The sequence below is a fragment of the Acidovorax sp. 22279 genome (assembly GCF_052045435.1).
GTDB classification, from domain to species: Bacteria; Pseudomonadota; Gammaproteobacteria; order Burkholderiales; family Burkholderiaceae_C; genus Acidovorax; species Acidovorax delafieldii.
This window is the reverse complement of sequence record NZ_JBQEOV010000004.1, coordinates 118,433-140,509: the sequence shown is the minus strand read 5'-3', so window position 1 is coordinate 140,509 and position 22,077 is coordinate 118,433. Positions and strand designations below refer to the sequence as shown.

Genomic DNA, 22,077 nt, shown 5'->3' with positions numbered 1-22,077 from the left:
TTCTCATTGCTAATAGCCACGACAGGAGACAACGCATGCCCTTCCCCCTGACCCGCCGTTGCTGGCTCGGCGCTGCCGCGCTGGCCGCTGCCACCGCCTGCACCGGCACCGCCGCCTGGGCGCAGGCCGCCTACCCCAACAAGCCCATCAAGGTGGTGGTGCCCTTCGCCCCCGGCGGCGCCACCGACGTGCTGGCGCGCGTGCTGGCCGAGAAGATGGCCGTGGGCCTGGGCCAGCCCATGGTCATCGACAACAAGCCTGGCGCGGCCGGCATCATCGGCACCGACGCGGTGGCCAAGGCCGCACCGGACGGCTACACCCTGCTGCTGGCGCTGAGCAACTCCATGCTCACCAACCAGTTCCTGTACACCAAGCTGCCCTACAGCCCGGAGAAGGACATCGCGCCCATCTACCAGATCGCCATCGCGCCCCTGGTGCTGGTGGCCCACCCCAGCGTGCCGGTGGCCACGGGGCCTGAGCTGCTGAAGTACATCGCCGCCAACAAAGGCAAGGTGGCCTACGGGTCGTACGGCACGGGTGCCTACCCGCACCTGGCCGGCGCGTACATGAGCCAGTCGCAAAACGCCGACATGAGCCACGTGGCCTACCGGGGTGAGGCGCCCATGGTGCAGGACCTGCTGGGCGGGCAGATCCAGATTGCTTTTGCGAGTGCACTGCAGGTCAAGGCGCACATCGACGCCGGCAAGCTCAAGGCCATTGGCGTGAGCGGCGAGCGCCGCATGGGCACGCTGCCCAACGTGCCCACGCTGGGCGAACAGGGCCTGAACGACGAGGCCTACCGCGTGGCGGGCTGGCTGGCGTTTGGAGCCCCCGCAGGCACACCGCCCGCCATCCTGGAGCGCGTTGCGGCCGAAGTCCGCAAAGCCACCGAACATCCCGATGTGGCCCAGCGCATCACGGCCATGGGCTTTGACGTGCAAAAAAGCTCACCGGCTTTGTTCACCGCAGCCATGAACAAGGAGCGCCCGGTGTGGGAGCGGCTGATCAAGGCATCGGGCGCGAAGCTGGACTGACCCCCTGAGGCGCAGCGCGCCTCGGTGCCGCACGAACCCTTGCATTCAAACAGGGCGCTAGCGCTTATTGAATAAGCGCTAGCAGCTATTATTTTTGGAGCGCACTCGCCCGCTGCGCCGCAAACGCCACATACCAGTCCAGACACCCCGGGTTGGCCATCGCGTCCTTGTTGACCACCTTTTCGATGGGCTGGCCCAGCAGCAGTTTCTTGATGGGCAGCTCCTGCTTCTTGCCGCTCAGCGTGCGCGGCACCTCGGCCACGGCAAAGATGTCGTCGGGCACAAAACGCGGGCTCAGCGCCGTGCGCACCGCGCCATTGATGCGCGCGCGCAGGCCATCGTCCAGCGCGTAGCCGGGGCGCAGCACCACAAACAGCGGCATGTAGCTCTCGCGGCCCAGGTACTCCAGGTCCACCACCAGGCTGTCGAGCACCTCGGGCAGCGATTCGACCGCGCTGTAGATCTCGCTCGTGCCCATGCGCAGGCCGTGGCGGTTGATGGTGGCGTCAGAGCGGCCATAGATCACGCAGCCGCCGTTGGCGCCGATCTTGAGCCAGTCGCCATGCCGCCAGACTGCCCCCATGCTCGCGGGTCCATCGCCACCGCCGGGCTGGCGGCCGTGGCCTGCGGGGTACATGTCGAAGTAGCTCGACAGGTAGCGGCTGCCGTCCTTGTCGCCCCACAGAAACAAAGGCATCGACGGGATGGGCTGCGCGCAAACCAGCTCGCCCACCGCGTCCTGCACGGGGCGGCCCTCGGCGTCCCACGACTCCACGGCAGCGCCCAGCATGCGGCATTGCATCTCGCCGGGCACCTGCGGCATCTCGCGGTTGCCGCCGATGAAGGCGCCGCAAAAGTCCGTGCCCCCGGAGATGTTGTTCCACCAGATGTCATGCGTGCCAATGGCCTCGAACTGCGCCGTGCCCCACTGCTGTACCTCGGGCGACAGCGGCGAGCCGGTGGTGCCCAGCGCGCGGACGCGCGTGAGGTCGCCATAGTCGGCCAGCGTGATGCCCGCCTTCATGCAGTTGGCAAAGAACGCCGCGCCCGCGCCGAAGAAGGTCACGCTCGTCTCGGCCGCAAAGCGCCACAGCACGCCCCAGTCGGGGTGGTCCTTGCTGCCACCGGGGTTGCCGTCGTAGATCACGCAGGTGGTGCCCGACAGCAGGCCGCTGAGCTGCGCGTTCCACATCACCCAGCCGGTGGAGCTGTACCAGTGGTAGCGCTCGCCAAAGCTGTTGGCCTCGTAGCTGCAGCCGATGTCGTTGTGCAGCACCTTGAGCTGCAGCGCCACCAGCACCGTGCCGCCGTGGCCGTGCACGATGGGCTTGGGCAGGCCGGTGGTGCCGCTGGAGTAGACGATCCACAGAGGGTGGTCAAACGGCAGCCACATCGGCTCGAAGGCCGCCGTTTCTGCATCGTTTTGGGCGGTAGCGGTAGTCCAGCTTGCCCAGCCAGCTATTGAAACAGAAGCATCCAGATTGCCCAGCAGCACCGCGTGCTGCACGCTGGGCAGGGCCTCGCGCAGCTCGGCCAGCACGGAGCGGCGGTCGTGGTCGCGGCCGCCGTAGCTCACGCCGTCCACGCCGATCAGCACCTTGGGCTCGATCTGGCGGAAGCGGTCGAGCACCGCGTGCGTGCCCATGTCCGGCGCGCAGATGCTCCACACACCGCCGATGCTCACGGTGGCCAGAAAGGCGATCATGGCCTCGGGCACGTTGGGCAGGTAGGCGGCCACGCGGTCGCCGGGCATCACGCCCTGGGCCTTGAGGTGCAACGCCAGCGACGCGACCTGGCGGCGCAGCTCGGGCCAGCTCAGCTCGCGGTGCTGGCCCTTTTCGTTGCGGCTGATGATGGCGGGCAGGCCCGCCGCGTGGGCGGCATCCACATGCCGCAGCGCCTGGCGTGCGTAGTTGACCTGGGCGCCAGGGAACCACAACGCGCCGGGCATGGTGTTCTTCGCCAGCACGGCCGTGTGGGGCGTGGGCGACTGCAACTGGAAGTAGTCCCAGATGCTCTGCCAGAAGGCGTCGAGGTCGGTAGTGGACCAGCGCCACAGCGCGTCGTAGCTGTCGAACTGCAGACCGCGCTGGTCGCGCAGCCAGTTCTGGTACAGGCGGATCTGGGGAATGTAGGGCGGGGTGTTGTGTGTTGTCTCCATGGCGACGCAGCGTACCAGCGGCGCCCGGCAGAGGCCAGCCACACCCGTCGCCCGGTTGACAGCGCGGGGATTGCCTTGTTTCGCACAATCGTGCTAAATTGCGCCCATGGACGCCAAAACCCAGAAAGCCGAACTCACCCGCGCCGCCATCGTCGGCGCGGCGCTGGACCTGGCTGCGGCCGAGGGGCTGGAGTCGATCACGCTGCAGGCCGTGGCGGACCGCGTGGGCCTGTCCAAGAGCGGCGTGTTCTCGCGGGCCGGCTCGCGCGAGGCGCTGCAAAAAGCGGTGATCGAGGAGTTTGGCCGCCGCTTTCTGGCCGACGTGTTCGTACCCGCCATGCAGCAGCCCAAGGGCCTGCCGCGCCTGCAGGAGATCCTGCGCCGCTGGATTGCCCGCACGCGCGACGTGGAGGCCTTCACGGGCTGCATCTACACCGCAGGCGCCTTCGAGCTGGACGACCGCGAGGGCGAGCTGCGCGACCTGCTGCACGCTGAAATCACCCGCTGGCGCGCCGCATTGCGCCGCACCGTGATCCAGTCCATCGAGGCCGGGCACCTGGCGGCCGACACATCCCCCGACCAGCTGGTGGGCGAGATCTATGGCCTGATCATGGGCTTGTTGCACGACGTTCGCTTCCTGCGCGATCCGCAGGCAGTGGCACGCACCGAGGCGTCCTGGGCGCGCCTCGTCAAGAGTTACCTCCCCTCCCCCGCTTGATACGCGGTGGCGTGCCAGGGAGTGCTCTTGTTTTTTTATGCCCCAATTTCGCACAACCGTGCGAAGAAAGGAGCCACCATGTTGATCATCCTGGGCATTGCCGCCATTGCGGCCGCAGTGGGCGCCATCCGGTCGCTGCGCAGCACCCTCACCAGCCTCCCGCGCAGCAACCGGGACTGGATCTTTTACTGACCGTCCGCCCGGTCCACCTCCCCCATCTACCCCCATCTCCCTCCTGGAGTCCCACCATGAACACCTCCCCATCCGCCGCGCTGCAGGCCACGTCCAGCTTCTACGGCGAGCACCCCGGCATGCGGCTTCTGCGTGCAGCGCTGGGCACGGCCGAACGACTGTGGCCCACCTTGGCCGTGCGCGCGGCCTACCGCCTGTTTGGCACGCCCCTGCCCTTGCGCAAACCCGGCCGCAACGCCGTGCCACCAGGCCACTGGCGCACGGAGCGCCTGGCGTTTGAAGACGCCGAGATCACGCTGTACCTGCCCCAGGCCCAGCCGAACGGCCCCACGGTGCTGCTGCTGCACGGCTGGGGCGGGCATGCGCGCCAGATGCTGCCGCTGGCCGACGCCCTGACCGCGCGCGGCCTGCGCCCGGTGCTGGTGGACCTGCCCGCGCATGGCAGCAGCCGGGGCCGCGTGAGCAATCTGCCGCAGTTCGCCCGCGCCATCGAATACACCACGGCCCGCCTGCACGCACAGGACTCGGCGCCCCACGCCGTGGTGGCCCATTCGCTGGCGGCCAACGCAGCGGCCCACGCGGCCAGCCGGGGTCTGGCCACCGGGCGCCTGGTGTTGCTGGCGCCGCCTGCTTCGCCACATGAATACACGCGCCTGTTCGCACAGGTGTTCGGCCTGTCCGAGCGCACCCGCGCCGCCATGCAGCGGCGCATCGAGGCGCGCGAGGGCATCCTGATGCGACAGTTCGAGCCCCCCGCAGTGGGCCCGCGCATTGCACTGCCCACGCTGGTGGTGCACGACCGGGGCGACCGCATCAACCGCTTTGCCGATGGCGAGGCCTACCGCGACCACATTCCGGGTGCCGCGCTGCTGGCCACCGAGGGGCTGGGGCACCGCAAGATCCTGCAGCAGGCGGAGGTGCTGCAGGCCGTGGCCGACTTTGTGGCGGCGTAAGCGCCGGCCGGCGGTGGCAGACAGGTCGCGCGACCCGCAGGAATCAGCCGGAAACAGGCAGCCTCTATCATCCGCACTCGACCGCCTTCCTGGAGGCGCCCTGCCGATGAATCGCTGGTGCCCGCACCAGCGGCCCCTGCTGCCTGTTGCTACCTGCCGTGTCTCCCATGTCCACTCTCCTGTCCGCCTGGCCCGCCCTGGTCCTGTTGTTGCCCGCGCTGTGGCTGGTGTCGGCGATCGTGTTCCTGGCCAAGGGCAACCGGCGGGCGTTTGCACAGCTGATGGCCCTGCTGGCCTGTTTTCTGATCGGCGCGCTGCTGATGGAGTTCTTCACTTTCATGGGCGCCCTCATGGCCCGCTCGGGCAGCCAGCACGCCACGCCCACGCTGGGCACCGGCACGCGCCAGTTGCTGGAGACCATTGCCAACCCGCGCTCCATCACCGCACCACCACTGTCGCTGGCGGCTTTTGCGGCGTACAGCATCCCGGCGGGCTACCTGTGGCTGCTGGTCACCTGGGTGCTGCACCTGCGCGGCAAGAAGGCAGGCCCGGCCAAAAAGAAGTCCAGCAAAACCCCGCGCAAGGCAGCCAGAGACTGAATTTCGATTGTTTTAGCCCCCAGGCGCTAGAACCATATGCCTGAGCAGCTATTAATTAGATAGCACCACCACGCCATGGCTTGACGCAGGGCAAAGCGTGCCCAGACCCGCCCGCCCACAATGGCGCGCGGCCTCCCCGACCCGGGGCGGGCCCCTTGTCACCCTGTATTCATCCCGCCATGACCACCCACCACAGCGACGTGCTCATCGTCGGCGCAGGCCCGGCGGGCCTGTCGCTGGCCATCTCCCTGGCGCAGGCCGGGTTCACCGCCACCGTGGTGGAGCAGCAGGGCGACCGCGCGCTGGCCCAGCCCGCACCTGACGGCCGCGAAATCGCCCTCACCCACCCCAGCCGGGCAACATTGCAGCGGCTGGGCAGCTGGGCGCATCTGGCCGACCACGAGGTGGGCCAGATTGCCGAGGCCCAGGTGCACGACGGCCCGCTGGGCCGCCACAGCGCGCTGCAACTGAACGCGGCCAGCGGCACCCACGGCGATGTGTCAGCTCCCGGCGCCCTGGGCTTCATCGTGCCCAACCACGCGCTGCGGCGCACGGCCTACGCGGTGGCTGCGAGCACCCCGGGCGTGCGCCTGCTCACCGGCACCCAGGTCACCCGCGTGGCCGCGCTGCCCGGCCATGCCGAGCTGGACTGCGTGCCCTCCCACACGGGCCCTGGCGACCACGCCACGCCCCAGCGCCTCACGGCCCCGTTGCTGGTGGCCGCCGACAGCCGCTTCTCGGCCACGCGCCGCCAACTGGGCCTTGGCGCGGACATGACCGACTTTGGCCGCACCGTCATCGTCTGCCGCATGCGCCACGCACTGCCCCACGGCAACGTGGCGCACGAATGTTTTGGCTACGACCGCACACTGGCCGTGCTGCCCCTGCCCGATGACCCACAGACTGGACAAGCGCTGTGCTCGGTGGTGGTCACGGCGGGCGCGGCCGACGCCGCCGCGCTGATGGCCCAAAGCCCCGAGGCTTTTGCCACCCAGGTGCAGGCCCAGTTAAACGACCGGCTGGGACCCATGGCGCTGGTGGGCGAGCGCCATGCCTACCCGCTGGTGGCCGTGTATGCCCAGCGCTTTGCGGGCCACCGCTGCGCGCTGCTGGGCGACGCCGCCGTGGGCATGCACCCGGTCACGGCGCATGGCTACAACCTGGGGCTGGCGGGGGTGGAGCGGCTCACGGCCGCGCTGGTCAGCGCCCGCCAGCGCGGGCAGGACATTGGCAGCGCCGACGCCCTGGCCCCCTACGCCCAGGGCCACCACCGCCACGCCTGGCCCATCTACCAGGGCACCAACGCCATCGTGCGCCTGTACACCGACGCCCGCCCGGTGCCCCGCCTGCTGCGGCAACTGGTGCTGCAGGGCGCGCGGCGCCTGCCACCGCTGCAGGCGGCCATCGTGGGGCAGCTGACGGGCAAGGCGCCCCAATGGATGCGCGCACTGACGCTCAGGCCGTAGCCAACCTCTGCAACGGGCGCGCCCCACGCCAGCGCCACCGTGGAACTGGCTGTGCCAGGCCACCGGTGGCGTCCCCCTCAGGGGGAAGACGCGAAGCGGCTTAGGGGGGGCCGCCCCTTACCCCCAGCGTGGCCAGGCCATACAGCGGCGCACCGAGCCAGGGGCGCCACCACATGTCCATGGCAATACCGGCCCAGCCGTAGCCCTCCGCCACGCTTTGCTCGCGCAGCAGGTGCAGGCGCGGGTGCACGGCCGCCAGCTCTGCCATGCGGCCGACACCCCACCGAAACTCCGCGCCCGTAGGCCCCACGCTGGCGTGGCGGGCCGCGCAACCCACGGCCTGGCGCGTCATCACATCCAGCACCATGCGCGAGCCCGGTGGCGCGTGCTGCGCAAACTCGGCCAGCACGGCATGCACCTGCGCGGGTGGCAGGTACATCAGCACGCCTTCGCACAACAGCAGCACCGGCGTGGCGCTGCGCTGCGTGGGCAGCCCCAGCCGCTGCCACCAGCCGGTTTGCGACAGGTCCAGATCGGCATGGCGCATGCGCGGGCACTGCGGCGGCAACAGGGGCTTGCGCAGCGCCATCACCGGGGGGAGGTCAGCATCCAGCCAGTGGTTGGTGCCCGTGTCCAGCCACTGGAAATAGTGCGTGAGTCCACACCCCAAATTGGCCCCCAATGCACTCGGATGCCGCGCAAAGAACTCCTGCCCCAGTTCCTTGATGGCGCGCGTGCGCCACAACACATTAAGCACCGTGGACAAGTCATCCAGGTAGGCGCTCACGTCGGCGCCCAGCGCCGCCAGAACCTGCATGGCAACTGCGTCCTGGCAGGCCAGCCAAGGAAAATACTGCGCCCCGTGTGCTCGCGCAGCAAGGGGGATGAGCAGCGTGCTGGGCACGGCAGGCAACTGGGCCTCGGCCAGCAGGCAGGACGATGCGGCTTGCGCACGAGGGGCGCGGCGCGCGGCGGGAGGCGCTGGGCGCGCGGGCACAAGGGACGGGGGCACGGGTCTCTCCTTCTCCTGTGGCGCATGCCACGGTCAGTGAGTTTCAAGGGCCTTCAGTACCCCATTGTGAAGGGAGCCGCTCGGCCCGGCGTGACGTATCGCAAACCCACAGCGCTACGGGGGACACGACCCCGCGCCGCATGCGGTGGCAAAACATTGCTTGACGAGATCCCTGATGTCCACCAAAAACACCTCAGTACAACCGCTCACCCTCCGTCCGATGATTTGGTTTTGGCTCACGCTCTTCTTTCACATCCTGCTGCCATTAGGATTGGCTGTCTTCCTGTTCTGGCGCGCCTACCAGCTCGGCATCCTGCATCGGACAGCACTGACCCACCAATGGCTGGTGCGGCCGCCGCAGGGCATTGAAGCCTTTGCCCGATTGTTTGCATGGAGAGACTTGGTGGCGGGATGCTGGCCCCTGCTCTACGTCGCCCTGTTTCTGGTATTTCCGCGCTACGGCAAGGAATTGATCCCGGTCATCGCGATGTCCGGCCCCACCCACCAGTTGTTCACGGGGTACGCGTTGAACAGGTTGGAGAAGGAGAGGAAGAGGAACTAGCTTGTCGATGCATCAGGGCGCCCCGCCGCCGCACAGATCAGTCCTTCACCAGCGCCCACACCAGCGCCACCCCGGCGGCCAGCAGGTCTCCGGTGAACGAGCTGTCATTGGCGTCGCTGCTGGCCGTGGTGAACGCCCGCTTCTGGCGCTCCCGCTCGGCCCGGGTGCGGTCGCGCTCCAGGGCCACCAGGGCGTCGCCAATGTCCACGGGCGATGCCGGCGCCGCTGGTGCCTTGGCGCTCGCGGCGGCATAGCCCTCCATGGCGCGCAACACGGCCTGGGGGTCGATGAGGGAGAACGCGGCACGGCAATAGGGGCAGGCGTGGTCTTTGCGGATGTCCACTGGCGCGCCGCAGCTGGTGCAATAGATGGCGCCCACGCGCTTGGCCAGGTCGTCGATCTCGGGGCGCGTCATGTGGCGCACAAAGCCTTTTTCGACCATGAAGGACGAGAAAGTGCTGAAGCGCCCATGCTGTCGCCCGCAGCGGTACACCATGTAGCGGCCGCTGCGCACCACGTCGTAACCCTTGGCCAGGCTGGTGTTGCAGCGCGGGCAGGCCATGCTCTCGGCCAGGGCCTGGTGCTGGTCCACACGGTGCTCGTGCAGCAGCCGAAACAGCTCGACCACGGACTGGGGCGTGAGCTTGAGGTTCTCGTGCCGGTCAAACCACAGGCCCTGGCAGGCAAAGCAGATGTCCAGCTCCAGCGAATCGCCCAGGTTGCTGGCAAAGCGGTGTGCCTGCATGGGTTGGCGGCACGAGGGGCAAGTGGGTGCAGGAAACATGGCAGTGAGGGTCTGGGCAACGGTGCGGGGTGCCTCGCGGGGGCGGGGGCATCGTAACCCGCCCGGGATGCTCGTCCCCCACCCTGGCCGCATCCACTAGCATTCGCGCCTCAACCACAAGGAACAACCACATGGGATTCATGAACTGGCGTGTGAAAAGCGCTGATGTGTTGCAACAAGGCGGCGTGATCGCGCCGGACGAGCGGCTGCCCTGGCCGCAGACGGCGGTGATGGGCGTGCAGCACGTGATTGCGATGTTTGGCGCCACGGTGCTGGCGCCCATCCTGATGGGCTTTGACCCGAACGTGGCCATCCTGATGAGCGGCATCGGCACGCTGATCTTCTTCCTCGTCACCGGCGGCAAGGTGCCCAGCTACCTGGGCTCCAGCTTTGCGTTCATTGGCGTGGTGATTGCGGCCACGGGCTATGCGGGCCAAGGGGCCAATGCCAACATCGGCGTGGCGCTGGGCGGCATCATTGCGTGTGGCCTCGTCTACACGCTCATCGGAGCGCTGGTGCAGGCGATTGGCACGGGCTGGATCGAGCGCTTCATGCCGCCCGTGGTCACCGGCTCGGTGGTGGCGGTGATCGGGCTGAACCTCGCGGGCATTCCCATCAAGAACATGGCGGCCAGCAACTTTGACAGCTGGATGCAGGTGGTGACCTTTGTGAGCGTAGGCCTGGTGGCCGTGCTCACGCGCGGCATGGTGCAGCGCCTGTTGATCCTGGTGGGGCTGATCGTGGCCAGCATCATCTATGCAGTGCTGACCAACGGCCTGGGCCTGGGCAAGCCCATGGACCTGACCGCACTGGCCAACGCTGCGTGGTTTGGCCTGCCGAACTTTGCGGCCCCGCAGTTCAGCGGCAATGCCATGCTGCTGATTGCGCCCGTGGCCATCATCCTGGTGGCCGAGAACCTGGGCCACGTGAAGGCCGTGACGGCCATGACCGGCCAGAACCTGGACCGCTACATGGGCCGCGCGTTCATCGGTGACGGCATTGCCACCATGGTCAGTGGCAGCGCAGGCGGCACGGGCGTGACCACCTATGCCGAGAACATCGGCGTGATGGCGGCGACCAAGATCTATTCCACCGCCGTGTTCCTGCTGGCGGGTGTGTTTGCGCTGGTGCTGGGCTTTTCCCCCAAGTTCGGCGCACTGATCCAGACCATTCCGCTGCCGGTGATGGGCGGCGTGTCCATCGTGGTGTTTGGCCTGATCGCGGTGGCGGGCGCCAAGATCTGGGTGGACAACAAGGTGGACTTTTCGAAGAACAAGAACCTCATCGTCGCGGCCATCACCCTCATCCTGGGCACGGGCGACTTCACGCTCAAGTTCGGCCAGTTTGCGCTGGGCGGCATCGGCACCGCCACGTTCGGGGCGATCCTGCTGTACGCGCTGCTCAACCGCAAAGCGGCGTAATCTGTGGATGTGGCCAGGCTGAACCGCATTTGTAAGGGTTAACCCTTAATTTGTAAGGAACGAAGGCTAGCATCCTGGGTTTTGTCCACAGGGCCATCCGCTCACCGGGCGGGTGGCCTTTTTCTTTTTGCGGAGTTTGTTCATGTCCTTGGCCGATCGGGTGCTGTACCCCGACTTTCTCCCCCGCACCATGTCCGCCGATGAAGCGGCCGCCCTGATCCCTGCCGGCGCCCATGTGGGCATGAGCGGATTCACCGGCGCGGGCTACCCCAAGGCTGTGCCGGGCGCGCTGGCCCGCCGCATCGAAAGCCTGAACGCGCAGGGCCATGGCTTCAAGATCGGGCTGTGGACAGGCGCCAGCACCGCACCCGAATTGGACGGCGCGCTGGCCCAGGTGGACGGCATCGAGATGCGCCTGCCCTACCAGTCCGACCCCACGGTGCGCCGCCAGATCAATGCGGGGCAGATGCAGTACGTGGACATCCACCTGTCGCACGTGGCGCAGTTTGTGTGGTTCGGCTTTCTGGGCAAGCTGGATGTGGCGGTGGTCGAGGTGGCGGGCGTGTTGCCCGACGGGCGCCTGATCCCCTCGTCCTCGGTGGGCAACAACAAGACCTGGCTGGACCAGGCCGACAAGGTCATCCTGGAGGTGAATGCCTGGCACAACCCGCAGCTGGAGGGCATGCACGACATCTACTACGGCACCGACCGGCCGCCGCACCGCAAGCCGATCCCCATGACACGGCCTGATGAGCGCATTGGCGAGCCCTACCTGCGCTGCGACCCGAACAAGGTGATTGCGGTGGTGATGACCAACCAGCCCGACCGCAACAGCGTCTACGCCGCGCCCGATGACACCTCCAACCGCATCGCGGGCCACATCATCGACTTCCTGCAGCACGAGGTGAAAAAGGGCCGCCTGCCCGCAGACCTGCTGCCGCTGCAGTCGGGCGTGGGCAACATCGCCAACGCGGTGCTGGCGGGGCTGAACAACGGCCCGTTCGACAACCTCACGGCCTACACCGAGGTGCTGCAGGACGGCATGCTGGACATGCTGCGCTCGGGCAAGCTGGCCAGCGCATCGGCCACGGCGCTGTCGCTGAGCCCGGCGGCCATGCAGGACTTCAACGAGCGCATCGACTTCTACAAGCAGCGCATCGTGCTGCGCCCGCAGGAGATCAGCAACCACCCCGAGCTGATCCGCCGCATGGGCCTGATCGCAATGAACGGGATGATCGAGGCCGACATCTATGGCAACGTGAACTCCACGCACGTGATGGGCTCGGCCATCATGAATGGCATTGGCGGCTCGGGCGACTTTGCGCGCAATGCCTACCTGTCGATCTTCATGACGCCGTCGCTGGCCAAGAACGGCAGCATCTCATGCATCGTGCCCATGGCCTCGCATGTGGACCACACCGAGCACGATGTGCAGATCCTCGTCACCGAACAAGGCCTGGCCGACCTGCGCGGCCACTCGCCCACACAGCGCGCCGACATCATCATCGACCGCTGCGCGCATCCGGACTTCCGCCCCGCACTGCACGACTATGTGGCCCGCGCCAAACGGGGCGCCGTGGGCCAGCACACGCCGCACCTGCTGAACGAGGCCTTGTCGTGGCACCAGCGGTATGTGGAGACGGGCAGCATGCGCGCGCCAGCGGGCCCGGCCAGCGCGGCATAAGGGCATAAGGGCCACAAAGGGCAAATTCGGCACAAGGGGACGCGGCGCGCGCGCCAGGCCCTGCCGGAGCCTTTGACAGCCAATTGCCAGCCTGCGCAGATAAAATCAGGGTTAACCCTAGGTCTTTCGACCTCCCCCTGTCCACCCCCACCAGCCCCCATGCGGGGCTGGTGGCATTTTGTCTGCGAGTTTTTTGACCATGCAACGCCGTCAGTTCACCCAATCCCTCGTGGCCGCCAGCGCCGGCCTGCTGCTTGCCCCCTCGTCGCGCGCCGTGGGCGTGCAAGACCCCATGGACGCCAAGAGCGTGACCATTGGCTGCTCGCTGGGAACGACCGGCGCGCTGGCCAGCCTGGGCAAGGAACTCAAGCAGGGGCTGGACGCAGGCTTGGCCCAGGCCAACGCCAAGGGCATCCACGGCCGCGAGATCAAGCTGCTGGCCATGGACGACGGCTATGACGCCGCGCGCTCCGAAGACAATGTGCGCAAGCTGATTGCCGATGCCAACGTGGTGTCGCTGATCTCCTGCATGGGCACGGCCAACAACCAGCGCATCCTGCCGCTGGTGGACGAGGCGCAGATCCCCTACGTGGCCCCGCAAAGCGGCGCCACCTCGCTGCGCAAGGCCGAGTACCGCTCGGTGTTCCACGTGCGCGCCAGCTACACCGACGAAGCCCAGCGCCTGGCGCAAAAGCTGGTGTCCATGGGCATCACCGAGCTGGCCGTCGTGTACCAGGACACCGCCTTTGGCCGCGAGTTTCTGGCCGATGTGACCAAGGCCATGGCCGCCGCCAAGCAGCCCGCACCCAAAGCCTTCAAGCTCGACGCCCAAGGCGCCCAGGTGGCGGATGTGGTGGGCAAGGCCGTGGCTGCCAAGCCCAACGCCGTGCTGCTGGGCACGGCGGGCGACATCACCGCCACGCTGGTCAACGAGTTCAAGAAAGTGTCGCCCAGCACGCCGCTGGCCGCCACCAGCGTGGCGCTGTCGGGCGACAACCTGCGTCAGCTCGGTGGCAAGGCCTCGGGCATTGCACTGTCGATGGTGCTGCCCGACGCGGCCCGCACCAGCTTTGCCGTGGTGCGCGACTACCAGAAGGCCATGCGCGCACTGGGCTACCAGGAGTTCTCGGCCCGCAGCTTTGAAGGCTATGTGAACGCCCGCGTGCTGGCCGAGGGCCTGGAGCGCGCCGGCCGCGACCTGACCCGCGCCAAGCTGCGCAACGCCCTCGCAGGCATCCGCAGCAACGACCTGGGCGGCCTGTCCATCGACTACGCCAGCGGCGCGCCGTATGTGGGCTCGCGTTTTCTGGACCTGGGGGTGATGGGCGCCAACGGGAAGTTTGTGGGCTGAGGCTAGGAGCCTGTCGGACTTGGAGCGTCGATAGCGAGAATCGGCCCCAGCGAGGACAGTTTTTGCCGGATTTGCAGACCCATAGCCCAGCTATGGGGCAAAAAGACGGTAAAAAATGGACCGCTGCGGCCGATTCGCAGCCGACGACTTCCAAGTCGGACAGGCTCCTAGGCGCCTGCGGCACAGGGCGGGACCACAGGCATTGGCACAATCAGCGGCTTGCACTGACTAGGCCCTGCCCCGTGACCACCATGCCCATCTGGAAAAAACCCATCGACCTGGCCCTGCTGAAGGCCGCCAACCGCAACACTGCCGTAGAGCACCTGGGCATTGAGTTTGTCGAGGTGGGTGACGACTTTCTGCGCGCCCGGGTGCCGGTAGACCACCGCACCATCCAGCCCTTTGGCCTGCTGCACGGCGGTGTCAGCGTGGTGCTGGCCGAGTCCATGGGCTCCACCGGCGCTTACTACGCCCTGCCGGAGGGCTACCGCGCCGTGGGCCTGGACATCAACGCCAACCACCTGCGCTCTGCCACCAGCGGCTGGGTAACCGGCACGGCAAAGCCGGTGCACATCGGCCGCACCACACATGTGTGGCACATCGATCTGCACAACGAAGCGGGTGAGCTGACCTGTGTGTCGCGGCTGACGATGGCGATCCTCGCACCCCGCTAGTGGGCATCCCCCTGAGGCGCTTCGCGCCTTCCCCCTTCTCTCGCATCGCTAGCGCGATCCGGGAAGGGGGACACCGCCAGCGCGGCGGGGCGGCCCTTGCGCGGCGGTCCTGGCCTGGGGACGCGCCCGTGGCAAAGGCTGTGGGGGTGTTTGTGATGAAATCGACCCTAAGCGCTAGAAGAATATGCGCTGATAGCTATCTATTCTGTAGCGTTTTGCTGGGCCAGGCGCTCGCTTTTCCAGTACACGTCATCACCGCCATCCATGCGGTTGAGCACGCGGGCCAGCACGAACATCAGGTCGGAGAGGCGGTTGAGGTACTGGCGCGGCGCGTCGTTCAGGGCCTCTTCGTTGCCCAGGGCGACCACGGCGCGTTCGGCGCGGCGGGCCACGGTCCGGCACACGTGCGCCTGTGACGCGGCGCGGGTGCCCGCGGGCAGGATGAACTCCTGCAGGCGCGGCAGCGCGGCGTTGTGGTGGGCCAGGGCTTGGTCCAATGCCAGCACTGCTTCCGCCTTGAGCAATTCAAAGCCCGGGATCGACAGCTCGCCTCCCAGGTTGAACAACTGGTGCTGCACCTCGACCAGCAAGGTGCGGACTTCATCGGGCAACGGCTCGCACAGCAACAGGCCGATGTGCGAGTTGAGTTCATCCACATCCCCCATCGCGTGAATGCGCAAGCTGTTCTTGGAGACACGCTGGTTGTTGCCCAGGCCGGTGGTGCCTGCGTCGCCGGTGCGGGTTGCGATTTCTGTGAGTCGGTTGCCCATGGGGAGCCTTGATGAGGAAACGGGAGGATGGATGCCATCTTCTGCGCGGCACAAGCCACCGCAGTGAATCTGCCCCGAATTCTCCGCCACCGCCACGCGGGTGCAAGCGTTTCGCCTCCAATCCCCTACGCACTGCGCCCTGAGCACAGACTGCCCACCACCCGCAGCTGCCCGCTACGCGAACCCACGCCCTGTGGCACACAGCATGGTGCGCCACAGGGCGACGGCGCAGCGCTATGAAGGCGCTGCGTACGGCGAGATCAATGCGCAGCGGGGGCGCGGTTGAGCTTGTCGATGTCGGCTGTGGATACGCCAGCGTTGGTGGGCTTCATGGTGTCCCATGCATGTGCGTGGTAGGTGTCCCACTCCTGGCGCGACACCATGCCGTCGCCGTTGGTGTCCATCAGGCGCGCATTGACGCGTGCATCGGCCTTGGCTGCGGCCTTGCCGCCTGAAGCGCTGGGGTTGATCTCGGCCACCGGAGCCGCACGTCCGTCGCCAGCTGCGGGGTTGGCAGGCATGGCGCTGCTGTTGGCGCTGCGCGTGTCCACCTTGTTTTGTGCCTTGGACGCCGCCGCACCACCGGATGCAGAAGGGTTCACCTCGGACGGAGGGCGCGCATTGCTGTTGGCGGGGGCCTGGGCCAGCGCAGCGGTGCATGCCAATGCGGCCAGAGCGGCGAAGACGGTTTGCTTTTGCATGGAGAACTCCTTCAGAAAAACGTGCGATCAAGCGAAATGCTTGGATGCATTGTTTTGCCGCACCCCGCCCCCGCTTGTAGGACGTTCACGGGCCTGCAGGTCAGGCCAAGCGCCTGAGCATGTGGGGTGTGAACGCGTACCAGGGGACGCTTGCGTCTGGCTACAAACTGTGCGGACATCTACACACAACAGGCGTGCCGCGTTACACCGCGCTGGCAAATGTAGAGTGAGGCAACAGCAGGCAAGAGTGCTGGCGCGGCACGCTTTGCTGCGGTGCAATGCAACCCTGTTCAACTTCCAAGGAGCCAGGCTCACCATGAAAGCACTGCAACGACGCCACTACTCGTTCGACACACGCAGCGTGATGCTCTTCGCCGCCCTCTCTCTGGGTGGTGTGGGTGCCTTGCAGGCACAGACGTCCTCCTCTTCCTCTCCTCCCCAATTTGGCCCCGCAAGCAAGAGCACCGCACAGTCAGGCTCGCCTTTTTCTGTGGGGCCCAGCAGTGGCGGCGTCTCCACCGCAGCGGCCGCCGCATTTGACAAGGCCGACACCAACAAGGACGGTCAGCTGAGCGCGCAAGAGGCCGCCACGCTGCCAGCCATCAGCCAACGTTTCAAGGAACTCGATACCGACAAGAACGGATCGCTGTCCCGCGCCGAGTTCGACAAGGGGGTGCAGTCCTGACCCTGCCCAACGCTTAACTGCCCTGAGCCAGAGGCCGGGGTAGGCGCAACTACCAAACCGCAAAGCCTGCCCGCGCTGGAACTCCAGGGCGTGGGCAGGCCTTTGTGCGTACAAGCAGCAGCAAATGAATTTCAGTCGTGCAACGATGACAAAAACTGCTGCAGCTCAGGCGTCTGCGGACTTCCAAACAGCTGGGCAGGCGTGCCCTGCTCATGCACCCGCCCCTGGTGCATGAAGATCACACGGTCGCTCACCTTGCGGGCGAACGCCATCTCGTGCGTGACCATCATCAGCGTCATGCCTTCTTGCGCCAGCGATTCGACCACGCGCAGCACCTCACCCACCAGTTCAGGGTCCAGCGCCGAGGTGATCTCGTCGCACAGGAGCACCTGCGGCTCCATGGCCAGTGCGCGAGCAATGGCCACGCGCTGTTGCTGCCCGCCCGAGAGCTGGTCGGGCATGGCGTCAAACTTTTCGGCCAACCCCACGCGCGCCAAAAGCTGACGCGCCTGCGCCTCGGCCGCCTTGGCATCGCGCGCCTTCACCAGCGTGGGCGCCAGCATGATGTTGCGGCCCACAGAGAGGTGCGGAAACAGATTGAAGCTCTGGAAGATCATGCCCACCTGCTGGCGCAGCGCGCGCATGGCGGCAGGGCTGTCGTGCAGCAGCTTCTGGCCGTTGACGCTGAGGGCGCCTTCCTGGAACTCCTCCAGCCCATTCACGCAGCGCAGCAACGTGCTCTTGCCCGAGCCACTCTTGCCGATGATGGCGATGACCTCGCCGCGCTGCACTTTCAGGTCGATGCCCTTGAGCACTTCATTGCTGCCATAGGACTTGCGCAGCGCAGTGATGTCCACAATGGGCGGCTCACCCACCACGATGCCGTCGTGCGCAGGGGTGGGTTGGGTTGCGGAGGCTTCAGCGGCGATGGCCATGGAGTTTCCTTTCAAGGGACTGCGCCACCAGGCTCACCGGGAAGCACAAAACAAAATACAGCAGCGCTACGCAGGCGTAGACGAGGAAGGGCTTGTAGGTGGCGTTGGAGATCATGCTGCCCGCCTTGGTCAGCTCCACAAAGCCGATGACCGAAGCCAGCGCCGTGCCCTTGATCACCTGCACCAGAAAGCCCACCGTGGGCGGCACCGCGATGCGCAGCGCCTGCGGCAGCACCACATGGCGCAGCTGTTCGCCGAAGTTGAGCGCCAGGCTCTGCGCCGCCTCCCACTGCCCCTTGGGGATGGAGGCCACACAGCCGCGCCAGATCTCTGTGAGGTAGGCACTGGTGTAGAGCGTGAGCGCCACCGCAGCGGCCGTCCACGGCGAGGTCTTGATACCGAACAGCGCAATGCCGAAGTAGGCCAGGAACAGCTGCATCAGCAGCGGCGTGCCCTGGAACACCTGCACATAAGCGCCCACCGCGCGGTCCACGCCCCGGACCTTGGACAGGCGCAGTACCAGCAGCACCAGGCCCACCAGGCCACCGCCGATGAAGGCGATGAGGGACAGGGACACCGTCCAGCGCGCTGCCAGCAGCAGGTTGCGCAGGATGTCCCAAAGGGAAAATTCAACCATCTCGATTTACCTCCCCACCAAGAATCGGGTCCCCACCCACATCAGCAGACGACGAGTCAACATCGACAGCACCAGGTACACAGCAGTGGCCAGGATGAAGGCCTCGAAGGCGCGGAAGGTGTTGCTGGAGATGAGGTTGGCGGCGTAGCTCAGCTCGGGCGTGGAGATCTGGCCGCACACGGCCGAGCCCAGCATCACGATGATGATCTGGCTGACCATGGCAGGCCACACCTTTTGCAGCGCGGGCGGCAGCACCACGCGCCGGAAGGTCTGGCCCGGCGTCAGCGCCAGGCTGTGCGCGGCTTCGATCTGGCCGCGTGGCGTGGCCTCGATGCCTGCGCGGATGATTTCGGCGGAATACGCGCCCAGGTTGATCACCATGGCCAAGACCGACGCGAACTCGGGCGAGAGCTTGAGCCCCAGCGCGGGCAGGCCGAAGAACAGGAAGAACAGCTGCACGATGAAAGGCGTGTTGCGCACCAGCTCCACATAGCTGGCCACGGCCCAGCGCAACGCAGTGGGCCGGTGGCCCAGGTTGCGCGCACGCGCCCAGGCGCAGACCGTGCCCAGCAGCAGGCCCAGCACGGTGCCCACGATGGTGAGGGCTATGGTCCAGACCACGCCGCGCACCAGCAACGGCCACGACGCGAAGACGGCAGAAAAATCGAGCGCAATCAGCATGCTTGTGCCCTGCGCCGCTTGTCGCGCCGCAGGCCCTTGGGTTTCAGCAATTCATCCTGTGCGCCGCATCACAGGGGCAGGTCACCCGCAGGACGACCCAGCCACTTGTTGGACAGCTTGTCGATGTCGCCCGACTTGCGGGCCTCGGCAATGATTTCGTTCACGCGCAGGCGCAGCTTGTCTTCGCCTTTGGCCACACCGATGAAGTTCGGGCTGTCCTTGAGGAGCAGCTTGTATTCGGTGGCCAGGTTGGGGTTCTTGACCATGATGGTGCCCGCCGTCGATGCGCTGGTCGCAATGGCCTGCGTCTGGCCCGACACAAAGGCCGCAATGCTGGCGGCGTGGTCTTCAAAGCGCTTCACGTCCACGCCGGGAGGCGCGACTTTGGCCAGCTCCTGGTCTTCCATGGCGCCGCGCGTCACGGCCACCGTCTTGCCCGCCAGGTCGGCAAAGCTCTTGATGTTCAGGCTCTTGCTCGCAAACACGGCCTGGAAGAACGGTGCGTAGGCCGCAGTGAAGTCGATCACTTTCTCGCGCTCGGGGTTCTTGCCCAGCGTGGAGATCACGAGGTCAGCCTTCTGCGTTTGCAGGTACGGGATGCGGTTGGCGCTGGTCACGGGGATCAGCTCGACCTTCACGCCCAGCTTGGTGCCGATGTAGTTGGCCATCTCCACGTCCAGCCCCTGGGGTTTGAGGTCCGTGCCGACAAAGCCGTAGGGCGGGTAGTCGGTGGGAATGGCGATCTTGATTTCCTTGGCCTTGAGGATGTTGTCCAGCGCGTTCTGCGCGTGGGCGGCAGGTGCCATCAGGGCCGCTGCAAGGCCGGTGGCGGCAAGCACGCCCAGGGTCAGGCGGCGGGTGGACGAAGTGACGGTGCGGACGGTGGTCATAGCAGGGCTCCTAGGTAGGTGGATGCGTCGGCGGGTGCGTCTGGGTCAGACGCTGGGGGGATGGAACTGGTGGCGGCGCGGGGCTTGCGCGCGCGGGCTGGTGCGGTGGTTGGTGCGGGGCTCTTGCGCACCGGTGCCAGCGCGTCGCGCAGCCCGGCCAGCGGGTCGCTGCTGGCCTGCAGGCGCAGGGCCGACTGCACGGTGCCGATGTGCTCGGACATGAGTGCCTCGGCGCCGGCAATGTCTCCCGCTTCCAACGCCTCGACGATGCGCACATGGTCGGCACAGCTCTGAGCCGCATCGTGCGATGACTGGTAGAGCATGGCAATGAGCGTGGTGCGCGCCGTGAAGTCGCGCAGCGTGTCGGCCAGCAGGCTGTTGCCCAGGCATTCAGCCAGGCACACATGGAAGTCTCCCAGCAAGAAGCTGCGCATGCCCACATCGGTGCCCGCCAGCGCGGCTTTTTCGCGTTGCAGATGGCTCTTGAGCTGGCGCAGCGCCGTCTTGTCCACCACCTTGAGCTGGTGCAGCAGGCCCAGCTCGATCACGCGGCGCGCCTCAAAGGCCTCGCGCGCTTCGTCCTGCGACGGCTCGATCACATACCAGCCGCGCCGGGCACTGACGGTGACGATGCCCCGTGTGGCCAGCCGCGTGAGCGCCTCGCGCACGATGGTGCGGCTGCAGTCGAACAGCATGGCCAGCTGCTGCTCGCCCAGGCGGGAGCCGGGCGCGAGCTTTTGCGCCATCACGGCTTCGATGATGCGGTTGCTGATCTCGGTGGCGGTGGTCATTGCCTGCGGTATCGCAGGTTCCGTGCCAACTGGTATACAAGCTGAATGCACCAGCCTGGCGCACGGAGGCTGTGCACCATGGGGCAGCCTGCCCCGCAACGATGCGTGGGGCTGCGCTAGCCTGAACCAAAGGGATGCTGGTGCATGGATGTGGTGCAGGCGCTGGCGTTGGCGGGCCACCGGCTGCGCAGGGCACTCAGACGGCCATAGAAGGCGGTCACCTCACGAAGAGGAAGTACCAAGACCCAAGGACCCAGCGAGCGGCTACACCAGCCCGGCCAGGCGCGAGAGCCAAGACAGCACCAACCCGCTGCCCAACACGGCAAACACTGCCGGGTGCCACCAGGGCCAGCGCGCCACGCGGCGGCGGCCCTGAGCGCCTTCGACCACCGCCTGGCCCGCCAGCAGCGACAGCCACAGCAGCAACACCAGCGCACCCGGGTTGGCCGCCCAGGCGGCCGCCCAATCGCCCTGGACCAGGGCCGCACACGCGTGCGTGCCGCCGCACAGCGGGCAGGGTATGCCCGTCAGCGCAAGAAACCCGCAACCCAGACCCAGCCCGCCCTGACCCAGCCACCAGGGCGTGGCCGCCATGGCCAGCGGCCAGCCCAGGCCCAACGCCAGTCGCTGCCGCCGATCGCCCCCGCCCAGCGGCTGCCAGGCCGGCGGGCTGCCCACCGGCACCACTGCGGGGCCGGGGTCAGAGGGGAGGAAGGGCCACCGGCTCATCGCCCACCAGCTGGCGTGCCATGTAGTAGGAACCGATGGTGGACAGCGGCAGCGTCAGCAGCGCACCCACCCAGCACAGCAGGAAACCCAGCGAGCCCACGATGCCCAGAACCAGCGAGCAGAAGAACGCCGAGCCCAGGTTTTTTGTCACGATGGTCCAGGCCTGGCTGAAAGCCGCGACGCCATCGCGCTCGCCACGCGCCACGAGGAACAGTGCCACCGGGGGCAGCGCCATGACCAGCAAGCCGGGGATGAAACACAGCATGAAGCCCAGCGACACCACCAGCGAACTGATGAGCCCCGCCACAAAGGCGGGCACAAAGTCGTCAAAGCCCCGAAAGACGTCGCCGATCTGCACCGCTTCACCGCGCGTCTCGCGCTCGATCATGCGCATGTAGCCCACCATCATGGGCCCGGCCAACAGGCCCGCGCTGATGCCGGCGACCACCATCACCAGCAAGGTGCACACCACATGGGTGAGGACGTTTTTCTTGAAGGTGCCCCAGGCACCCGACAGGCAATCTCCCACACTGGCTGAAGCCATGGCAATCCCTCTCTCTGTAGTTGGTCAGTCGCGCGCAAGCGCTGGCTCAGTGTAGCGAGCCAACGGCCGCTGTGGTACCCCTGACGGGTGAGCCATGAGAGCG

Annotated in this window: 23 protein-coding genes; 11 read left to right on the top strand and 12 right to left on the bottom strand. The window is 66.9% G+C overall.

Annotation, left to right across the window (positions count from 1 at the left end; translation table 11 throughout):
- Positions 1–35 precede the first annotated feature (35 nt).
- Positions 36–1,034 carry a Bug family tripartite tricarboxylate transporter substrate binding protein gene (locus ACTJKQ_RS06930; RefSeq protein WP_440596413.1) on the top strand — a complete coding sequence of 333 codons (999 nt, stop codon included), beginning with the start codon at positions 36–38 and terminating at the stop codon, positions 1,032–1,034.
- An 88-nt stretch (positions 1,035–1,122) separates the two neighbouring features.
- On the opposite strand, the gene ACTJKQ_RS06925 is transcribed toward ACTJKQ_RS06930, so the two are convergent.
- Positions 1,123–3,195, bottom strand: coding sequence for an acetoacetate--CoA ligase (locus ACTJKQ_RS06925; RefSeq protein ID WP_440596412.1), 2,073 nt, complete (start codon positions 3,193–3,195; stop codon positions 1,123–1,125).
- Positions 3,196–3,301: 106 nt separating this feature from the next.
- On the opposite strand from ACTJKQ_RS06925, the gene ACTJKQ_RS06920 reads away from it, so the two are divergent.
- The 4 genes from ACTJKQ_RS06920 to ubiM all read left to right on the top strand — a co-directional run bounded on the left by ACTJKQ_RS06920 (position 3,302) and on the right by ubiM (position 7,123).
- Complete coding sequence (locus ACTJKQ_RS06920) at positions 3,302–3,913, top strand: TetR/AcrR family transcriptional regulator (protein WP_056057057.1); 612 nt, start codon at positions 3,302–3,304, stop codon at positions 3,911–3,913.
- Positions 3,914–4,161: 248 nt separating this feature from the next.
- Positions 4,162–5,058: an alpha/beta fold hydrolase gene (locus ACTJKQ_RS06915; protein WP_440596411.1), complete on the top strand. Its 897-nt coding sequence runs from the start codon at positions 4,162–4,164 to the stop codon at positions 5,056–5,058.
- 167 nt (positions 5,059–5,225) lie between these two features.
- Complete coding sequence (locus ACTJKQ_RS06910) at positions 5,226–5,657, top strand: hypothetical protein (protein WP_056057054.1); 432 nt, start codon at positions 5,226–5,228, stop codon at positions 5,655–5,657.
- A gap of 179 nt (positions 5,658–5,836) precedes the next feature.
- On the top strand, positions 5,837–7,123 hold the full coding sequence (gene ubiM / locus ACTJKQ_RS06905) for a 5-demethoxyubiquinol-8 5-hydroxylase UbiM (protein ID WP_440596410.1): 1,287 nt from the start codon (positions 5,837–5,839) through the stop codon (positions 7,121–7,123).
- A 100-nt stretch (positions 7,124–7,223) separates the two neighbouring features.
- Here ubiM and ACTJKQ_RS06900 read toward each other — a convergent pair whose 3' ends face one another.
- Positions 7,224–8,135: a class I SAM-dependent methyltransferase gene (locus ACTJKQ_RS06900; RefSeq protein ID WP_440596409.1), complete on the bottom strand. Its 912-nt coding sequence runs from the start codon at positions 8,133–8,135 to the stop codon at positions 7,224–7,226.
- Positions 8,136–8,310: 175 nt separating this feature from the next.
- On the opposite strand from ACTJKQ_RS06900, the gene ACTJKQ_RS06895 reads away from it, so the two are divergent.
- A complete protein-coding gene (locus tag ACTJKQ_RS06895) occupies positions 8,311–8,697 on the top strand; it encodes a hypothetical protein (protein WP_288851726.1) in 387 nt (128 codons plus the stop codon).
- A 37-nt stretch (positions 8,698–8,734) separates the two neighbouring features.
- On the opposite strand, the gene ACTJKQ_RS06890 is transcribed toward ACTJKQ_RS06895, so the two are convergent.
- On the bottom strand, positions 8,735–9,481 hold the full coding sequence (locus ACTJKQ_RS06890) for a zf-TFIIB domain-containing protein (RefSeq protein ID WP_192419472.1): 747 nt from the start codon (positions 9,479–9,481) through the stop codon (positions 8,735–8,737).
- Between the two features lie 131 nt (positions 9,482–9,612).
- On the opposite strand from ACTJKQ_RS06890, the gene ACTJKQ_RS06885 reads away from it, so the two are divergent.
- The 4 genes from ACTJKQ_RS06885 to ACTJKQ_RS06870 all read left to right on the top strand — a co-directional run bounded on the left by ACTJKQ_RS06885 (position 9,613) and on the right by ACTJKQ_RS06870 (position 14,611).
- Positions 9,613–10,902, top strand: coding sequence for a solute carrier family 23 protein (locus tag ACTJKQ_RS06885; RefSeq protein ID WP_440596408.1), 1,290 nt, complete (start codon positions 9,613–9,615; stop codon positions 10,900–10,902).
- A 142-nt stretch (positions 10,903–11,044) separates the two neighbouring features.
- Positions 11,045–12,586, top strand: coding sequence for an acetyl-CoA hydrolase/transferase family protein (locus ACTJKQ_RS06880; RefSeq protein ID WP_440596407.1), 1,542 nt, complete (start codon positions 11,045–11,047; stop codon positions 12,584–12,586).
- A gap of 199 nt (positions 12,587–12,785) precedes the next feature.
- Positions 12,786–13,937, top strand: a complete 1,152-nt coding sequence (locus tag ACTJKQ_RS06875; protein WP_056057691.1) for an ABC transporter substrate-binding protein — start codon at positions 12,786–12,788, stop codon at positions 13,935–13,937.
- Between the two features lie 251 nt (positions 13,938–14,188).
- Positions 14,189–14,611 carry a hotdog fold thioesterase gene (locus ACTJKQ_RS06870; protein WP_015011965.1) on the top strand — a complete coding sequence of 141 codons (423 nt, stop codon included), beginning with the start codon at positions 14,189–14,191 and terminating at the stop codon, positions 14,609–14,611.
- Between the two features lie 200 nt (positions 14,612–14,811).
- Here the strand turns inward: ACTJKQ_RS06870 and ACTJKQ_RS06865 are convergent, their stop codons facing one another.
- Together ACTJKQ_RS06865 and ACTJKQ_RS06860 are read right to left on the bottom strand one after the other, a co-directional pair.
- On the bottom strand, positions 14,812–15,381 hold the full coding sequence (locus ACTJKQ_RS06865) for a cob(I)yrinic acid a,c-diamide adenosyltransferase (protein ID WP_099731601.1): 570 nt from the start codon (positions 15,379–15,381) through the stop codon (positions 14,812–14,814).
- 260 nt (positions 15,382–15,641) lie between these two features.
- Positions 15,642–16,082 carry a hypothetical protein gene (locus ACTJKQ_RS06860; protein ID WP_056057040.1) on the bottom strand — a complete coding sequence of 147 codons (441 nt, stop codon included), beginning with the start codon at positions 16,080–16,082 and terminating at the stop codon, positions 15,642–15,644.
- A gap of 316 nt (positions 16,083–16,398) precedes the next feature.
- Between ACTJKQ_RS06860 and ACTJKQ_RS06855 the strand changes: the two genes are divergently transcribed.
- Positions 16,399–16,767, top strand: coding sequence for an EF-hand domain-containing protein (locus ACTJKQ_RS06855; RefSeq protein ID WP_056057038.1), 369 nt, complete (start codon positions 16,399–16,401; stop codon positions 16,765–16,767).
- Between the two features lie 131 nt (positions 16,768–16,898).
- Here ACTJKQ_RS06855 and ACTJKQ_RS06850 read toward each other — a convergent pair whose 3' ends face one another.
- From ACTJKQ_RS06850 to ACTJKQ_RS06820, 7 genes are all read right to left on the bottom strand, one after another.
- The gene (locus ACTJKQ_RS06850; protein WP_313771893.1) at positions 16,899–17,702 is read right to left on the bottom strand and encodes an amino acid ABC transporter ATP-binding protein; all 804 of its coding nucleotides are present in this window, start codon (positions 17,700–17,702) and stop codon (positions 16,899–16,901) included.
- Positions 17,686–18,339, bottom strand: coding sequence for an amino acid ABC transporter permease (locus ACTJKQ_RS06845; protein ID WP_056057035.1), 654 nt, complete (start codon positions 18,337–18,339; stop codon positions 17,686–17,688). Before ACTJKQ_RS06845 ends, ACTJKQ_RS06850 begins: the two co-directional genes overlap by 17 nt.
- Positions 18,340–18,345: 6 nt before the next feature.
- Entirely contained in the window at positions 18,346–19,020 is a 675-nt protein-coding gene (locus tag ACTJKQ_RS06840) for an amino acid ABC transporter permease (RefSeq protein WP_099731602.1), read from the bottom strand.
- A 68-nt stretch (positions 19,021–19,088) separates the two neighbouring features.
- Positions 19,089–19,910 (bottom strand): transporter substrate-binding domain-containing protein, encoded by an 822-nt coding sequence (locus ACTJKQ_RS06835; RefSeq protein ID WP_056057032.1) that lies wholly within the window; start codon positions 19,908–19,910, stop codon positions 19,089–19,091.
- Positions 19,907–20,701, bottom strand: coding sequence for a GntR family transcriptional regulator (locus tag ACTJKQ_RS06830; protein ID WP_099731604.1), 795 nt, complete (start codon positions 20,699–20,701; stop codon positions 19,907–19,909). The genes ACTJKQ_RS06835 and ACTJKQ_RS06830 overlap by 4 nt, the downstream gene beginning before the upstream one ends.
- A 264-nt stretch (positions 20,702–20,965) precedes the next feature.
- Positions 20,966–21,430 carry a DUF2752 domain-containing protein gene (locus ACTJKQ_RS06825; RefSeq protein WP_099731605.1) on the bottom strand — a complete coding sequence of 155 codons (465 nt, stop codon included), beginning with the start codon at positions 21,428–21,430 and terminating at the stop codon, positions 20,966–20,968.
- The gene (locus ACTJKQ_RS06820) at positions 21,402–21,974 is read right to left on the bottom strand and encodes a hypothetical protein (RefSeq protein WP_056643459.1); all 573 of its coding nucleotides are present in this window, start codon (positions 21,972–21,974) and stop codon (positions 21,402–21,404) included. Before ACTJKQ_RS06820 ends, ACTJKQ_RS06825 begins: the two co-directional genes overlap by 29 nt.
- Positions 21,975–22,077 lie beyond the last annotated feature (103 nt).

What these genes read in the sequence shown, in the direction of transcription:
- ACTJKQ_RS06925 (WP_440596412.1), bottom strand. Translation starts at nt 3,195, where the DNA reads ATGGAGACAACACACAACACCCCGCCCTACATTCCCCAGATCCGCCTG.
- ACTJKQ_RS06870 (WP_015011965.1), top strand. Translation starts at nt 14,189, where the DNA reads ATGCCCATCTGGAAAAAACCCATCGACCTGGCCCTGCTGAAGGCCGCC.
- ACTJKQ_RS06850 (WP_313771893.1), bottom strand. Translation starts at nt 17,702, where the DNA reads ATGGCCATCGCCGCTGAAGCCTCCGCAACCCAACCCACCCCTGCGCAC.
- ACTJKQ_RS06895 (WP_288851726.1), top strand. Translation starts at nt 8,311, where the DNA reads ATGTCCACCAAAAACACCTCAGTACAACCGCTCACCCTCCGTCCGATG.
- ACTJKQ_RS06865 (WP_099731601.1), bottom strand. Translation starts at nt 15,381, where the DNA reads ATGGGCAACCGACTCACAGAAATCGCAACCCGCACCGGCGACGCAGGC.
- ACTJKQ_RS06820 (WP_056643459.1), bottom strand. Translation starts at nt 21,974, where the DNA reads ATGGCTTCAGCCAGTGTGGGAGATTGCCTGTCGGGTGCCTGGGGCACC.
- ACTJKQ_RS06855 (WP_056057038.1), top strand. Translation starts at nt 16,399, where the DNA reads ATGAAAGCACTGCAACGACGCCACTACTCGTTCGACACACGCAGCGTG.
- ACTJKQ_RS06845 (WP_056057035.1), bottom strand. Translation starts at nt 18,339, where the DNA reads ATGGTTGAATTTTCCCTTTGGGACATCCTGCGCAACCTGCTGCTGGCA.
- ACTJKQ_RS06915 (WP_440596411.1), top strand. Translation starts at nt 4,162, where the DNA reads ATGAACACCTCCCCATCCGCCGCGCTGCAGGCCACGTCCAGCTTCTAC.
- ACTJKQ_RS06825 (WP_099731605.1), bottom strand. Translation starts at nt 21,430, where the DNA reads ATGAGCCGGTGGCCCTTCCTCCCCTCTGACCCCGGCCCCGCAGTGGTG.
- ubiM (WP_440596410.1), top strand. Translation starts at nt 5,837, where the DNA reads ATGACCACCCACCACAGCGACGTGCTCATCGTCGGCGCAGGCCCGGCG.
- ACTJKQ_RS06920 (WP_056057057.1), top strand. Translation starts at nt 3,302, where the DNA reads ATGGACGCCAAAACCCAGAAAGCCGAACTCACCCGCGCCGCCATCGTC.
- ACTJKQ_RS06835 (WP_056057032.1), bottom strand. Translation starts at nt 19,910, where the DNA reads ATGACCACCGTCCGCACCGTCACTTCGTCCACCCGCCGCCTGACCCTG.
- ACTJKQ_RS06830 (WP_099731604.1), bottom strand. Translation starts at nt 20,701, where the DNA reads ATGACCACCGCCACCGAGATCAGCAACCGCATCATCGAAGCCGTGATG.
- ACTJKQ_RS06880 (WP_440596407.1), top strand. Translation starts at nt 11,045, where the DNA reads ATGTCCTTGGCCGATCGGGTGCTGTACCCCGACTTTCTCCCCCGCACC.
- ACTJKQ_RS06860 (WP_056057040.1), bottom strand. Translation starts at nt 16,082, where the DNA reads ATGCAAAAGCAAACCGTCTTCGCCGCTCTGGCCGCATTGGCATGCACC.
- ACTJKQ_RS06930 (WP_440596413.1), top strand. Translation starts at nt 36, where the DNA reads ATGCCCTTCCCCCTGACCCGCCGTTGCTGGCTCGGCGCTGCCGCGCTG.
- ACTJKQ_RS06875 (WP_056057691.1), top strand. Translation starts at nt 12,786, where the DNA reads ATGCAACGCCGTCAGTTCACCCAATCCCTCGTGGCCGCCAGCGCCGGC.
- ACTJKQ_RS06840 (WP_099731602.1), bottom strand. Translation starts at nt 19,020, where the DNA reads ATGCTGATTGCGCTCGATTTTTCTGCCGTCTTCGCGTCGTGGCCGTTG.
- ACTJKQ_RS06910 (WP_056057054.1), top strand. Translation starts at nt 5,226, where the DNA reads ATGTCCACTCTCCTGTCCGCCTGGCCCGCCCTGGTCCTGTTGTTGCCC.
- ACTJKQ_RS06890 (WP_192419472.1), bottom strand. Translation starts at nt 9,481, where the DNA reads ATGTTTCCTGCACCCACTTGCCCCTCGTGCCGCCAACCCATGCAGGCA.
- ACTJKQ_RS06885 (WP_440596408.1), top strand. Translation starts at nt 9,613, where the DNA reads ATGGGATTCATGAACTGGCGTGTGAAAAGCGCTGATGTGTTGCAACAA.